Annotated in this window: 10 protein-coding genes and 1 pseudogene; 7 read left to right on the plus strand and 4 right to left on the minus strand. The window is 58.0% G+C overall.

Annotation, left to right across the window (positions count from 1 at the left end; translation table 11 throughout):
- Positions 1–16: 16 nt before the first annotated feature.
- The 3 genes and pseudogenes from B3759_RS16405 to B3759_RS16415 form a co-directional block, all read left to right on the plus strand.
- The gene (locus B3759_RS16405) at positions 17–1,147 is read left to right on the plus strand and encodes an acyl-CoA dehydrogenase family protein (RefSeq protein ID WP_291367705.1); all 1,131 of its coding nucleotides are present in this window, start codon (positions 17–19) and stop codon (positions 1,145–1,147) included.
- The gene (locus B3759_RS16410; protein ID WP_291367670.1) at positions 1,144–1,875 is read left to right on the plus strand and encodes a PIG-L deacetylase family protein; all 732 of its coding nucleotides are present in this window, start codon (positions 1,144–1,146) and stop codon (positions 1,873–1,875) included. The genes B3759_RS16405 and B3759_RS16410 overlap by 4 nt, the downstream gene beginning before the upstream one ends.
- Positions 1,872–2,300, plus strand: a pseudogene (locus tag B3759_RS16415) (SAM-dependent methyltransferase); the annotation flags it as partial. The gene B3759_RS16410 and the pseudogene B3759_RS16415, both read left to right, overlap by 4 nt.
- Positions 2,301–2,373: 73 nt before the next feature.
- Here B3759_RS16415 and B3759_RS16420 read toward each other — a convergent pair.
- A complete protein-coding gene (locus B3759_RS16420) occupies positions 2,374–3,489 on the minus strand; it encodes a glycosyltransferase (protein WP_291367672.1) in 1,116 nt (371 codons plus the stop codon).
- A 359-nt stretch (positions 3,490–3,848) separates the two neighbouring features.
- On the opposite strand from B3759_RS16420, the gene B3759_RS16425 reads away from it, so the two are divergent.
- The 4 genes from B3759_RS16425 (at position 3,849) to B3759_RS16440 (ending at position 9,077) form a co-directional block, all read left to right on the plus strand.
- Entirely contained in the window at positions 3,849–5,069 is a 1,221-nt protein-coding gene (locus B3759_RS16425; RefSeq protein ID WP_291367674.1) for a cation:proton antiporter, read from the plus strand.
- A 166-nt stretch (positions 5,070–5,235) separates the two neighbouring features.
- Positions 5,236–6,717, plus strand: a complete 1,482-nt coding sequence (locus B3759_RS16430) for a paraquat-inducible protein A (RefSeq protein ID WP_291367676.1) — start codon at positions 5,236–5,238, stop codon at positions 6,715–6,717.
- Positions 6,714–8,423 carry an intermembrane transport protein PqiB gene (locus B3759_RS16435; RefSeq protein WP_291367678.1) on the plus strand — a complete coding sequence of 570 codons (1,710 nt, stop codon included), beginning with the start codon at positions 6,714–6,716 and terminating at the stop codon, positions 8,421–8,423. Before B3759_RS16430 ends, B3759_RS16435 begins: the two co-directional genes overlap by 4 nt.
- Positions 8,424–8,426: 3 nt before the next feature.
- On the plus strand, positions 8,427–9,077 hold the full coding sequence (locus tag B3759_RS16440) for a PqiC family protein (protein WP_291367680.1): 651 nt from the start codon (positions 8,427–8,429) through the stop codon (positions 9,075–9,077).
- 211 nt (positions 9,078–9,288) lie between these two features.
- Here the strand turns inward: B3759_RS16440 and B3759_RS16445 are convergent, their stop codons facing one another.
- The 3 genes from B3759_RS16445 to B3759_RS16455 form a co-directional block, all read right to left on the minus strand.
- On the minus strand, positions 9,289–10,845 hold the full coding sequence (locus tag B3759_RS16445) for an efflux transporter outer membrane subunit (RefSeq protein ID WP_291367682.1): 1,557 nt from the start codon (positions 10,843–10,845) through the stop codon (positions 9,289–9,291).
- A 6-nt stretch (positions 10,846–10,851) separates the two neighbouring features.
- Positions 10,852–14,169: an efflux RND transporter permease subunit gene (locus B3759_RS16450; RefSeq protein ID WP_291367684.1), complete on the minus strand. Its 3,318-nt coding sequence runs from the start codon at positions 14,167–14,169 to the stop codon at positions 10,852–10,854.
- Between the two features lie 6 nt (positions 14,170–14,175).
- Positions 14,176–14,517 (minus strand): efflux RND transporter permease subunit (locus B3759_RS16455; RefSeq protein WP_291367686.1); only part of this gene is annotated, 342 nt, incomplete at its 5' end.

Here is a 14,517-nt window from a genome sequence, read left to right on the forward strand (position 1 = left end):
TGTGGGAGAAGACGGAATGCCTGTTGCGCCCACGTTAGCCTTCCAGGACACTCTATCGAGGTTTCGTAATGCGCTCCGCCTTCTGGAAAAGCAGGAAGAGCACGGACCTGTCGATGACGAAGAGAATTTTCCCTCTCGGCTTTTGCAAAAAATTGCAGAAATAGGGGCATTGTCAGCCACTCTACCTGTTGAAAACGGTGGGCTCGGCTTGCACGACTCTCCAGTCGGAATGGAGGCGCTTTCGGAACTGCTGCGGCTCGCAGGGCGGCTTAACCTTGCTCTGGGGCGTTGTCTGGAAGGGCATATCAATGTCGTTCGACTGGTGTCGCTCTATGGCTCCGCGCAACAGCGTGCTGTTCTGGCAGAATATCTCCAGCACAACATTCTTGCCGGAATCTGGGTAACAGACGGCACTCCCCCCGTGGCTCTTGTCCGGAGCGGGAATGAAATCAGGCTTACTGGACAAAAAGGTTTCGCAAGCGCTGTGCGGGCTGTTGGTGTGGCGTTGATCACGGCCCGAACGGAGCACGGCGATACAGTCATGGTGCTCGTTCCGGTCGGGGAAAAGGCCCGTATGGGACCGGGACCCGGTCATCTCACCGGCATGAGCGGCAGCGGCACAGGCTCCTACGACTTTACCGGCGTTGTCGTTCCATCGACCAACATCATTGGAAAACCGGGTGATTATCTTCGTCAGCCTGAATTTTCAGCAGGAGCATGGCGAGGCTCGGCTGTCGCGCTGGGCGGCATGGATCATCTGGTCCATCTGCTGCTGGATGAATTGCGTGGGCGGGGTCGTGCCTCAAACCCGCATCAGCAGGTGCGGATCGGCGAGGCTCTGATCCTTCGGGAAACAGCGTCCATGTGGGTGCGGCGGGCGGCTATGGCGGCCTGCAATTCCCATGCTGAGGCGGGAGAAACGGTCGCCATCGTCAATCTTGCCCGCATCGCGGTCGAACAGGCGGCTCTTGCGCTGATCCCTCTTGTGCAGCGTGGTCTCGGCGTGATGGCGTTTGTTAGAGGCCGACCCGTGGAGCGCGTCATGCGCGATCTGGCGACATATCTGCGTCAGCCGGCTCCCGACGAAACCCTGACTGAAGCAGCCGGCTGGTTTACGGAGCATGAATGGCCGAAGGACATGACATGAGAGTCGCGGATTTCCTTGTGGATCTTGCCGAACTGCCTTTGCGCGAACTGGATGCCATCACTCCCGGCACTGCTCTGGTCATCGCGCCACACCCTGATGATGAGAGTCTTGGATGCGGCGGTTTCATCGCCGAAGCCGTCAGGCTGGGACGACCTCCCATCGTCGTCATTGCGTCGGACGGCATTGGTTCTCATCCGAACTCCCGTCTCTGGCCTGCCGAACGATTGCGGGAGCTGAGAGAGAATGAAGCTCGCGATGCCTTGCGCCTGCTCGGACTTCCGGTGGAGCGCGTGATCTTCCTTCGTCTGCGCGACACGGCGGTTCCGACCAGAGGACCGGCATTCGATGCGGTTGTAGAGACATTGACCGAACTCTGCCGGCGTCATGAGTGTGCGAATGTGCTCGTGCCGTGGCGTCATGATCCTCACTGCGATCACGAAGCCGTCTCGTTGATGGGGGATGCGCTCCGGTCTCTATACCCGGACCTGACTGTGCTGGCCTACCCGGTCTGGGGGCTTACATTGCCTCCCGAGACGGTGATTGACGAGCCGTCACCTATCGGCTCACGTCTCGATATCAGCGCTCATCTCGCTGTGAAACGGGCGGCAGTCCATGCGCATCGGAGTCAGCGTGGACTGGTGATTGATGATGATCCGAACGGCTTCGTGCTGCCCGAGGCGCTTCTGGAAAAACTGCTTCGTCCTTATGAATGTTTCATCACGTCATGACCAAGGAAACCTGGCTACCGGATGTCTTTGAAGCGCTGTTTCGCGCCAGTGCCGATCCGTGGGATTTTGAGACCACGCCTTATGAACTGAGCAAGCTGGAGCATTTGCTGTCCTGTATCCCCGACGAGCATACCGGTTTCGCGGTGGAACTGGGCTGCGCCATTGGGGTCGGCACCCGGAAGCTGGCAGAACGCTGCGATCGTGTTCTGGCCATGGATGCCTCCGTGACAGCTCTTGGCATGGCACGGACGCGTTGCACGGAGATGCAGCATGTCAGTTTTGTCGAGGCATTTCTGCCGGGCGGTTATCCTGCTTCGCAGGCCGCCGGGTGTGATCTGATGATCGTATCAGAATTGCTCTATTTTCTGACAAAAGACGATATTCGCAAACTGGCTGCCTGTGTAACGACCAGTCTGAAGAAGGACGGAGTGCTGCTTCTGGTCAACTGGACAGGACATACCGATACACCCTGCACAGGCGATGAGGCCGCCGACTGTTTTATACAAGCCTGTGCGGAGCGCTTCTGGGAAGTGGATTACAGCGAACGTTCGAAATCGTATCGTCTTGAAAGAGTGCGCTACGCTGGCGAACCAACGACGGAAGACCCGCACGAGACCTGTTGAGAAAGGCAAGCACGCGTTCAGCACGTTGGTGATGCAGGTGCAGTTCAGCGCGCCGGATGGGGGAGGGGTTTACCGTTCTCTCCACAAATGAATCCTGAATCCGACTATCCTGACGCTGTGAAAGATACTGTCTGGCGCGAAGCATTCGTGCAGAGACCGTTTCCAGCGCCTCATCAATACAGTCATCCTGAGCGATGATCCGTCGGGCGAGCGTTTCTGCCATGCCGCCTCGCGCCCGACCGACAAAACGTGCCGAAACATAGACTTTCACGTCGGGCGAGTGACGGACCGGAAAATGGCCTCGGCGTAACGCATGATAGAAAGCGCGGTCTTCCCCGCTAGGGGTCAGGGGAATCCCCCCAACCTGCTTCCAGGCCTCATGAGTGACGGCGATGCTTGCACCGGAATGTTCGGCATGCCGGGGCCAGGGATCATGAGGCTCAGGGTTCATTTTTGCCGTGATCTGTTCAAGCAGCGCGCCATAAGCCTGCTCCCTGTCATCGTCCTGATGTAGGTGGGCGGGGATTTTCAGGGCTTCGTCCGGAAGCAGGAGCGCTCTTCCGAAGACGGCGGCGACATTGTAGCGGCTGAACGCCTCAAGTGTTTTCTGCATCCAGTCTGACGCAACTTCTGCATCGGCGTCCGTAGTGAACAGGAGGGCGTCTGCCGGTGCGCCGAGCGTTGCGTGACACATGGCGTCGCGTCGGGCGCGTCCGGCGTGAGCGTTGTCGGGGGAATAGGTGACACTCACCACGTCCAGTTCGTAAGGCAGCTTGGGAAGCAGAGAAAGTGCGCGCTCGCAGGTAGTGTCCTGCGTGTTGTTGACCCAGAGGACAACTTTATGAGGCTTCGGTCCCTCCTGTCGGGCCAGCGCCAGAAGGCAGGGAACGATATGCTCGGCTTCGTTGCAGGCAGGAATGGCGACGATACGCCTTCTTTGGAGAAATGAATCCTCTTTGGCAGAAGCTACAGAAGGAAAAGGCTGAAGCATGCGGGTCTGATCCTCGCCGCCATGAAGGCGGTCTTAATCAAGACGCGGGAACTGGGCGAGAGTTTGTGTCGTTTGTGTCTGGAGACAGGAATTTCTTTTGTGGTGCCGACATCGTGTCCGTTCAGACGAGGCACGCATCGAGGTAGCTCAAGGATGTGCGCATCAGATTTCGGGTAGGATCGTAAGGCTGAAATAGGTCTGATTTCGGAAAAATCATGACCATACTTGGGTTGATGGACTGTCCAGGATCAAATATATGCATATCAAGGTATCTTTAATTGAAAAATTCAATATAAACTGTGTATAACACTTTTGCATGCGATTGATGTTGAGTTGGATGTGACAGGTGAGGAGATTAAATGGAGAGTTTTATCGCTCTTATTGCGGATGTCGGGATATTTGTTTTGGTTCCGTGGGTGTTGTGGAGGCTTATCGGTAAAGTATTGCCGATAGTTGTTCTTCCTATACTTCTGGGTATGGGAATGGCTGTTCTTCATATTCCTGTCGCGGATATGGGTATCCCTTCCGTCATCGGCGATGAAATTGGCTGGGTGGCTGTTCTGGTTCTGGCTTTTACGGCGGGACTGGAGATGTGGCAGCATCCTGGGGAAGACACATCTCCCCATGCTGTGCCCCAGACCTCCGTAGGTCGGCTGCTTGGTGGAGCCGCTGTCGCGTTGGGCGGTCCGCTCATTACTGGCTCCATTCTCGCCTACATGTTCTTTCTGCCACTGAAAGGCTGGCATCCTCCTCAGGCCACGCCTTGGGTGGCGGCCGTTTCAATCGGTCTTTGCATCGCAGTGAGCGCCTTGCCGGTTCTGATCGGTGTGGTGCGGGAACTCGATGCCTCCCAGCGTCCGCTCGGTCAGCTCGCTCTCAAACTGGCTGTCGTCGATGACGCGGCGCTGTGGATTGGTCTCGCCATTCTCCAGTTCGCAGAAAAGGGAAGCGCTGCGCTGCACGGCTGGACCGGGCTGGAGTTTCTGGCTGTCGCACTGCTGGCGGGGCTGGCTGCTGCCGGAACATGGGCGTCGCGACATTTCAAACATCCTCCTTCCTGGGTCATCTGGGCGACGGTGCCGGTTTATCTGGCGGCCGGCTCATGGGCGAGCAAACAGCTTGGCTTGCATGAGCTTATCGGCGCCTATTTTGCCGGTGCGATCATGCCGCCGAGCTGGGTGCGTCGTCTCCCTGTGGAGGAGGTCGGAACCTTCGCGCTGATCTGGCTGGCGCCACTTTTCTTTGGTCACAGTGGTCTGCATATCAATGGCGATGCGCTGACATGGCCGTCCGTGGTCGCTTCTTTCAGCCTCGTGGCCATTTCGATCATCGCCAAGATTGCGTCGGTCTATGTCTTTCCGCCCGCTCCCAATCTGAGTAGGCGACAGGCGCTGGCAATCGGTTCCCTGTTGCAGTGCAAGGGGCTGATGGAAATTGTCGCGGCCACCATTCTGTTGGGGCAGGGGATGATTTCGGAGTTTGCGTTTGCCTCGCTCATGATGCTGGCTGTGATTTCCACGATGCTGACAGGGCCCATGTTCAAGCTGGTAGCACCTCGTGGAAGTGCAGTGAAAACCTGACACGATTTTACCTGTTTTCTCTTCCGCGAGAGAGGAAATGGAAAGGATTTCTATCCAGAATATTTCGGGAAGGGGTCGGTGAGCTTTGCAGGGCTACGCCAGCACATAGCTGGAATTTGTTGCCGGTCTATCGGCCCCTGTCGGTTCACGCTAAGGTAGTGCTGTCATGGCGTCGTCCTTACCTTCCCGGCTGTATCGCAGCGCAATAAATTTTACGCGCGGCAAGCAGCATCACAGCAGTCATGTTCAAGTCGTTGACGATCTGGTCGAGTGTCCCTGTTGCGGGGAATTCCAGCAACTGGAGGAGATTGCTCCGGGCACTGTCGCACGATGCGTACGCTGTGATCAGTTGCTGGAGAGACGCAACAAGGGCGGTCCTCTAGCGACCCCGCTGGCTTTCTGCATCACCTCGGCTGCTCTTTATCTGGCGACGCTTGCTTCCTCCCTGATGACGCTCAATCTTTATGGGCGGGAACGGTCCGTGGATCTCCTCACGGGGCCGATGGAGCTACTCCATGAAGGCTGGGGCGAGGTCGGCATTCTGGTCGGGCTGGTCACCATTCTCGCGCCCGGTATCGTCATCGCGATGATGGGCATGATCCTGACGGCGGCCTTTTTCGAGGAATTGCCGGACTGGGCGCCGCATCTTCTCGCGTGGTACGAAAAGCTCCGTCCCTGGTCGATGATGGAAGTCTACATTCTCGGGATTTTCGTGGCCTACACCAAACTGGTGGACATGGCGCATGTTGAGGTTGGTCCTGCGGCCTATCTCATTGCGGCCCTGATGATCAGTATGGCGGCAACGGATCAGACGCTGGATCAGGAGCGGATCTGGCAGCGGCGTCGGGTTGAAGGGGCTATTCAGCTCCCCGATGGTAATCAGGTACAGGTGGATCGGGTTTCCATGGCTGACCTTGGCGGACATATGCCTCCCCCGGAGCATATGCTGTCCTGCCACTCCTGTGGGCTTGTCGGCGTGTTCCCCGAGCCGGTGCCGCAGACCCGGAGCGTGGGGCTATGCCCACGTTGCGGACACAATCTCTGCAAGCGGAAAAACAATAGTCTGAGCCGCACCTCGGCGCTGGTGCTGTCAGCCTTTGTTTTCTATCTGCCGGCCAATCTTTTTCCTGTCATGACAGTCATCAAGGTCGGCAGCGGTGGCGGTCACACCATCATCGAAGGTGCGATAGAACTGTGGGAGGATGGCATGATCCCACTCTCCCTGCTGGTTCTGTTTGCCAGTGTTACTGTCCCGGTCGCCAAGATTCTCGGGCTGAGTTACATGATCGTAACGACCAAGCTTGGATCGAAGAAAAAGCTGATGCTCAGATCGAAGCTGTTCAGGATCATCGATATTATTGGTCGTTGGTCCATGATTGACGTGTTCATGATTTCCATTCTGGTGGCGGTGGTCCGCTTCAGTTCATTGGCCAATGTGGTGGCCAATGCTGGCGTGGTGTCGTTTGCCGCCGTTGTGGTCATCACCATTTTTGCAGCGCATTGCTTTGACCCACGTCTGATGTGGGATGTCGCGGGACGTAATGGTCAACTTCCGGAGGATGACGCCCGTGCCGGAAACGCAGTATCAGAATCTTCCGGGACACCAAGCCCTGAGGAACAGGACAAGATGGAGCCGGTAAGAGCGTGACTTCCGAGCAGAACAATTCTTCTTCGCAACAGTCTTTAGGAAATGAAGAGCAGGGCGACAGCAGGTTACCCGAAGCGACTGTCAGCAAGACGCGCTTTTCCATCATCTGGATCATCCCGATCATATCGGTTCTGATCGCCGGTTTCCTGCTGTGGCGCAGCCTGTACAATCGTGGGCCGGAAATCCTCATCACCTTCGATACGGCAGATGGTCTGACCAGTGGACAGACGCAGGTGAAGAACAAGGCCGTGACGCTCGGCACTGTCTCGTCCATCACGCTGTCGAAGGACATGCACCACGTTGATGTTCGCGTGCAGATGAATTCCAGCGCGTCCGGACTTCTGACGGACAAATCCCGTTTCTGGGTTGTGCGTCCGCGTATCAATGGCGCCAGTGTCACCGGTCTGGAAACCCTTCTGTCGGGCGCCTATATCGCGTTTGACCCCGGGACAGCCGGAGGGCAGCGCACAACGGCATTCAGAGGTCTTGAATCGCCACCGGGCATCCAGTCCGATCAGCCCGGTCGGACCTATACGCTTGTCGCGCCGGCCATTGGTTCGATCGGTCCTGGCGCACCAGTCTTCTTCCGTGATGTCGATGTTGGTGAAGTGCTGGGCTATACGCTTCCTCCCGGCGGCGTGGGGCCGGTGATGATCCAATTTTTCGTCAGAGAGCCGTATGACCATTATCTCCACACCAACACGCGTTTCTGGAATGTGTCGGGTGTGAAGGTCGGTTTTGGGGCGGGTGGTCTGAAGGTGCAGATGCAGTCCATTCAGGCGCTCTTCTCCGGTGGTATTGCGTTCTCGCTCAATCGTACCAGCACGGATGACGAGGCGACAGAAGCGCCCGCCAATACGATTTTCCAGCTCTATGATGACAAGGAAAGCGCGGATAACGCCGGCTACCACGAGCGTGTTCCGGTCGCGACCTACCTGTCGTCTTCCGTCTCCGGACTGGCTGTTGGAAGTCCAGTCACAATGTTCGGTATTCAGGTCGGTTCCGTTACGGGTGTGAAACTGCAGATCGATCAGGCGACCGGTCATGCACAGGTCCGTGTCGCGATGGATATCCAGCCTGAGCGCGTCCTGTCGCCGGAGCAGATTCACACCGACACGCTTGTGAGCACACTTCAGGCTCTGGTCGCGAACGGTATGCGCGCCTCAGCTGCCAGTGTCAGCATGCTGACGGGTGAAACCAACATCTCTCTGGATTTCGTCAAGTCGGCCAAGGACGTCAAAACCTACATGGAAGGCAATACGCTTATCCTGCCCAGTCAGGCTGGTGGTATGAGCGGGATCATGCAGTCGCTGTCCACAGTGTCTGACAAGCTCGCCGCCATGCCGCTGGATAAGATTGGCGACAATGCGAACAATCTGCTTGCTCATGCCGATCAGCGCATCAACAGCCCGGAGGTCAAGCAGGCTCTCGTAAATCTGCGGGATTCCCTGAACAGTCTGCACCATCTTGCCGATCATGCGGACAAGGGCTTGCAGCCTCTGATGAAGCGTCTGCCTGAAATGAGCGAACAGCTTGATAATACACTGAAGAACGCCAACAAACTTCTGGCCAGTTATGGCGGTGATACGGACTTCCATCGCAGCCTGCAGAGCATGGTCGTGCAGCTGGGTGAAACAGCCCGTTCACTGCGCTTCATGACCAACTTCCTGGCCAACCATCCTTCCTCGATTGTTACGGGACGCTGATCCATGGAAAAGAAAAAACTCCTTGCTTCCACAGGGTCTTTTTCTCGTGCAGTACTGGGGGGCGTTCTCCTTGCCATTACCAGTGTGACATTGACTGCATGCAGTTCATCTGATCCGGCTCTGTATACGCTTCAACCCGTGACATCGGCTGTCCCGACGGTTTCATCGTTCTCGGGGCTGACAGCGCCGACACTGGTTGAAATCCGCAGACCGACTATTCCGGAGACGCTGGATCGGGATCGTGTCGTTCTGAGTGACAGTGGCTATAAGCTGGATGTTGCAAAATCTGATGCGTGGAGCGCGCCTCTTTCGGATCAGATCCCGCATGTTCTGGCGAACGATCTGCGTCACCGTCTGCCCGGTACAAGTTTCTTTGTGCAGGATGATGCGACATCAACGGAGCCGCAGGCTTTCGTTGAGCTGGTCGTAACGCGTTTCTCGCGGGACGCTTCCGGAAATGCCGTTATGAATGCGCAGGTTTCCGTGCATCGTGCTGATAGCGATGCGCCAAAGACCAACAGATCCATCCACCTCTCAATGCCGGCAGAAGCGGGCACGGAAGGACTGGTTCGCGCCTTGAGCACGCTGATGGGGCAGGCGGCAGATCAGATCGCTGGCGATATCCGCACCCTTCCTCCGGCCCCAAAACAATAAGTTCTGAACAGACGGCCTTTTCCTTTTTAGACAGGATAATAAAGACCTGATCTATTGGATGGGTTGTCTGAGTTTGTTGAATTCAGCAGCGGATTTACTTCTGCTGCTGAATGAAAAGACTAAGCTTCCAAGTTGATAGCGCTCACATTACGCCCATAGAAGCCAGACGTGCTGCGTCTGGAGGCAGGCAGACGCCGAGGCTAAACGTGCGTCAGTTTTTATCCTTCTGGATAAAGCTGGGCAGGAACGGATTATCCGTCTGCATGGACCCCTTGCTCGGCAGGGAAGAAGCATCCCAGCCACCACCCAGCGCTTCAATCAGGCTTACTGAATCCACCATACGGCTCTGCTGGATCGACAACACCGTTTCAGCATTGGACAGGGCTGTGACCTGCGCCGTGATGACGGTGGTGTAAATCTCCGTGCCTGCCAGATACTGGTTCATGGCGACGGTTGCGGCCTTGTTGGCGGCGTCCAGAGCGATTGCCTGCTGGGCGGCCTGTTCCGACAGAATACGCAGATTGGAAAGCTGATCTTCCGTTCCCTGCAACGCCGTCAGAACCGTCTGGCGATAGGCGGCGGTATAGCTGTCATAATTGGCGTTGGCTTCATGAACAGCGGCCGTGCGAGCGCCACCCTCAAAGATGGTTTCCGTCGCAGCGGCACCCAGCGACCAGATGCGGTTAGCCACCTGCACGAGCGCTCCAACCGGATCACCGCTGTAGGAGTAGGAAGCTGTCAGCTTCACATCCGGATAGAAGGCCGCGATCGCAGCGCCAATCTGCGCGTTGTATTCCTCCATCCGTCGTTCCGCTGCGGCGATGTCAGGACGACGCTGTAGCAGGTCGGCCGGCACCGAAACCGGAATGGTGGGGACAGTATCAGGCAAGCGGCCAGGCGCTATGGTCAGATCTGCCGGCGCTTCGCCCATCAGCACTGCGATGGCATGTTCATATTGCGCTCGGGCAATTCCGGCCTGTACTTCCTGCGCACGGGTCTGCTCCAGCTGCGTCTTGGCCTGAAGCAGGGCCGTCGGCTCAGCAACGCCCGCATTGTACTGGTTTAGCGTGATCTGGTACGAATGTTCGTAAAACTCTACGGTTCTATGCAGCAGATCTTTCAGACTGTCCTGATAGCGCAGGTTGAAATAGGCGGTCGCAAGCTGAGCCTGATAGGACAGTTTGGCGTTTGCAAGGTCGGCGGCGCTGGCCTGAGCCTCTGTTACCTGTGCCTGAATCTGGCGACGGATCGCGCCCCACAGATCCAGATCCCAACTTGCTGTTGGGCCCATGCCGTAAGTGGTTTCCGTCGAGTTGGACGGCGTATAGGTGGTGGTGGAATCTCCCGTGCCGTAATTGACCAGCACGCCGGAAGACGCGTTACGGGAGCCACGACCGGTGCTGTTACGGTTGAAGCTCAGCGAGCCGCTCAGGGTCGGGTAAAGCTGCGCCCGAATGGCGTTGATCGCGGCGCGGGCGTTACGATACCGCGCTTCATATTGCACCACATTCTGGTTGTTGATTTCGACCTTGTCTTCCAGCCCGTTCAGGATGGGGTCGTTATAGATTTCCCACCATTTACCCTTGGGAGCAGCCGCCAGCGCAGGATTGGCGTATTGCCAGCCTGCTGCGGGCTTCAGCTCCTTGAACTTGGGAGAGATGATGGCCGTGGGGCGTTTGTAATCCGGACCGACCATGCAGCCGGACAGCAGGAACGGCGCCAGCAGAAGGGCGATACGACGGCGGGAGGGGCGAGTGTGGGTCTTCATTCCGCGTCAGGCGTCCTGAGGTTTGGCGTTGGGGGGCAGGCGATTGCGGCGACGTTTGTTAAACCGCAGCGCGAGACGATCCAGCGTCAGGTAGACAACCGGGGTTGTGTAAAGGGTCAGAGCCTGACTGACCAGCAGGCCACCCACGATGGCGATGCCGAGTGGGCGGCGCATCTCGGCACCATAGCCGTTGCCATACACCAGCGGCAGGGCGCCAAGGGCGGCGGCCAGCGACGTCATGATGATGGGCCGGAAACGGAGCAGGCAGGCGGTGCGGATGGCCTCGAACGGGGGAATATTGTTTTCCCGTTCGGCGGTAATCGCAAAATCCACCAGCATGATGGCGTTCTTTTTCACAATGCCGATCAGCAGGATCACGCCGATCATGGCGATCAGGGAGAAATCCTCGCCGAAGAGTTCAAGCGCCAGCAAGGCACCGACACCGGCTGAGGGCAGGGTGGAGAGAATGGTCAGCGGGTGCACATAGCTCTCATAGAGAATACCCAGCACAACATACACGGCGACCAGCGCAGCCAGAATCAGAAGAGGCTCATCATTGACGGATTTCTGGAACTGGGCGGCGTTACCGGCAAAACTGCCGTGAATGGTCGAGGGCATGTGCAGGGCCACCGTCTCATCCTGAATGATCTGCACGGCACGACTGAGCGCGACGCCTTTCGCCAGATTGAAGGAGATGGTGGAGGCGACGGACTGCCCTTCATGATTGACGGAAACCGGTGTCCGTGACGGCGTGATGTCGGTGATGAAAGTCAGCGGCACCATGGAGGCGCGCCCTGTGGAAACAGCGGAACCATTGGACGCGGAAGCGCCACCCGCCAGTTTGTTAGCGATCTGGTTCTTGAAGTTCTGGCTGCTGATGCTCGCCTGCGTGCTGCTGCTTGTGCTGGCCTCGCTCGTGCTCGTTCTGACACGGATGGTATTGGAGGCCGTTCCACCTGCTGCTGAGCCGCCGGTTGTGGCCACCCAGACCTGCCGGATGGTGTTCGGATCGCTCCAGAACTCCTTGGATGCCTCCATGACGACACGATACTGGTTCAGCGTGTTGTAAATGACCGACGCTGCTCGCTGGCCGAATGCATCGTAAACCGTGTTGGCGATCAGCTGTGGCGTGATCTGGAACCGAGCCGACGTGTCGCGATCTATTTTCGCGACGATAGCGGAACCGCCCTGCTGAACATCGCTGGACAGATCGAGAATTTCCGGATGCTTGCGCAGCTCCGCCATCAGCTTGGGAGCCCAGCTGTAAAGCTCGGTCGCTGAATCACCCTGCAATGTATACTGATAGGACGCATTGCCCTGTCGCGCCCCGGCCCGCACGCCGCCCGGCTCCATCAGAAAGAACTGTGCGCCTACAAGATCATGCAGACGGTTCGCAATGCGCAGCATCAGGCTCGGTGCCGGTCCTCGCTCGCTCTTGTCCTTGAGTTGCAGGAACAGGCTGGCCTGATTGGAAGAGCCGCGTCCGCCGACAAAACCGGCAATACTGGCGACTTCCTTTTCCTGAAGGACCGCCTTCTCGACCGTGTCGATTTTCTGGGTCATGGCCGTGAAGGAAATCGACTGGTCGCCCATCAGATGACCCATCAGCATGCCCGTGTCTTCCGTGGGGAAGAAGCCTTTCGGCATCGCCAGAAACACGACGACCATCAAGGCAATGGTCGCAGGCAGACTGAGCAGGACAAGCCGGTTATGTCGCAACGCAACATCAAGCGTGCGGGCATAGCCGTTTTCCACGGACGTAATGGCGGAGCCGAACAGGGCCCCCAGCCAGGTTGTGCTTCTGTGCCACCAGTTCGGGGAAGCGGTGTTGCTGTCTGTGTGGTTCTGCGCACGCAGGATACGTGACGCCAGCATCGGGGTGAGGGACAGGGACAGAAGCATGGAAATGACGATGGTGATGGACACCGTCATCGCCAGTTCATGGAACAGACGTCCGGCCAGCCCACCGAGCAGCAGGATCGGCAGAAACACTGCAACCAGTGAGACGGTGATCGAAATGACCGTGAAGGCCACTTCTTCCGCGCCCCTGAGTGCCGCTTCCCTCGGCGGCACACCTTCCTCGATGTGCCGGGCGATGTTTTCCAGTACGACAATCGCGTCATCGACCACGAAACCGGTCGAGACCGTCAGGGCCATCAGCGACATGTTATCGAGCGAATAGCCCAGCAGGCGCATCACGCCGAAGGTCGCAATGATCGAGGTTGGCACCACGATGGCTGGAATCAGGGTCATCCGCAACGAACGCAGGAAGGCCAATGTCACCAGCACAACAAGGATGACGCCGATAATCAGGGTGGCCTGCGTGTCTTCCAGCGAGGCGCGAATGGTCAGCGACCGATCAAGCGCCAGATGCAGCGACACGTCCTGAGGCAGGGCCGTGCGTAGTGCCGGCAGCATGGCCTTGATCTGGTCGATCGTGTGAATGACGTTTGCGCCAGCCTGCGGAAACACAATCCCGATCACGGCCCGCTGCTGGTTGAAGAAACCGGCGTTACGAATGTCCTCAACGCCGTCGCTGACCACCGCAACATCCGAAAGACGGACTGGCCTGTTGCTGCGATAGGCGATGATCAGATCACGATAGGCCTGTGCCGAGCGCGCCTGATCGTTGGTGTCAAGTGTGAAACGCAGTCCGTTCTGGTCGATGATGCCCTTGGGCGTATGGGCATTGGCCGAGGCCAGCGCCGCACGCACGTCTTCAAAGCCGATGCCATACTGGAACAGCTTCAGCGGATTCATCTCGACGCGCACGGCGGGGAGGGCGCTTCCCGCAACCTGCACCATGCCGACACCACGTACCTGCGAGAGATGCTGCTGAAGCACATTGCTCGCGAGATCATACAGCACGGCGGCGGTGCGGGTCGGGGATGTCAGAGCAAGAACAAGAACCGGCGCGCCATTGGGGTTGGCCTTGCTGTAGCTCGGGTTCTGCCGCAGCGAGGACGGCATATCGGCACGGGCCGCCTGCAGGGCCGCTTCCACGTCGCGCGCCGCGCCGTTGATGTCACGGGTCAGCTCGAACTGGAGCATGATCCTGACCTGATTCTGAGTCGACTGCGACGTCATTTCAGTCAGACCGGCAATCTGCCCCAAGTGACGTTCCAGAGGAGCCGCTACCGAACTGGCCACTTCTTCCGGCGAACCACCCGCCTGCTGGCCTTGCACCATGATGACGGGAAAATCGACATTCGGCAGATCGGACACCGGCAGCTTCAGGTATCCAAGGATGCCGCCAATCAGCAGCGCCACCGTCAACAGGGTGGTGGCGACCGGTCTTTCAATGAACAGACGGCATGGACTCATGCCCGATCAGCCCTGCTCACCGGCTGGACGGGTTTCATGCGGCTCATGCGCGTTGCTGAAACGGCGGTTCCATTTCTGCGCCATTGTATCGAGTGCAAGGTAAATGACCGGCGTGGTGAACAGCGTCAGAAGCTGGGACACCGCCAGACCACCGACAATGGCGAGACCCAGCGGACGACGCAGTTCGGAGCCGGTGCCAGAGGAAATCACCATCGGCAGCGCGCCAAGCATGGCGGCCAGGGTCGTCATCAGGATGGGACGGAAACGCAGGGTCGCGGCCTGCCGGATCGACTGGAGCGAGGACATGCCATGCTCACGCTCCGCCTCCAGCGCGAAGTCGATCATCAT

It is taken from the genome of Acetobacter sp. UBA5411 (assembly GCF_002409645.1).
Lineage (GTDB): Bacteria > Pseudomonadota > Alphaproteobacteria > Acetobacterales > Acetobacteraceae > Acetobacter.

Excerpts from the sequence above, each read along its gene's own strand:
- B3759_RS16405 (WP_291367705.1), top strand. The coding sequence starts at position 17 with ATGCCTGTTGCGCCCACGTTAGCCTTCCAGGACACTCTATCGAGGTTT.
- B3759_RS16410 (WP_291367670.1), top strand. The coding sequence starts at position 1,144 with ATGAGAGTCGCGGATTTCCTTGTGGATCTTGCCGAACTGCCTTTGCGC.
- B3759_RS16420 (WP_291367672.1), bottom strand. The coding sequence starts at position 3,489 with ATGCTTCAGCCTTTTCCTTCTGTAGCTTCTGCCAAAGAGGATTCATTT.
- B3759_RS16425 (WP_291367674.1), top strand. The coding sequence starts at position 3,849 with ATGGAGAGTTTTATCGCTCTTATTGCGGATGTCGGGATATTTGTTTTG.
- B3759_RS16430 (WP_291367676.1), top strand. The coding sequence starts at position 5,236 with ATGGCGTCGTCCTTACCTTCCCGGCTGTATCGCAGCGCAATAAATTTT.
- B3759_RS16440 (WP_291367680.1), top strand. The coding sequence starts at position 8,427 with ATGGAAAAGAAAAAACTCCTTGCTTCCACAGGGTCTTTTTCTCGTGCA.
- B3759_RS16445 (WP_291367682.1), bottom strand. The coding sequence starts at position 10,845 with ATGAAGACCCACACTCGCCCCTCCCGCCGTCGTATCGCCCTTCTGCTG.
- B3759_RS16450 (WP_291367684.1), bottom strand. The coding sequence starts at position 14,169 with ATGAGTCCATGCCGTCTGTTCATTGAAAGACCGGTCGCCACCACCCTG.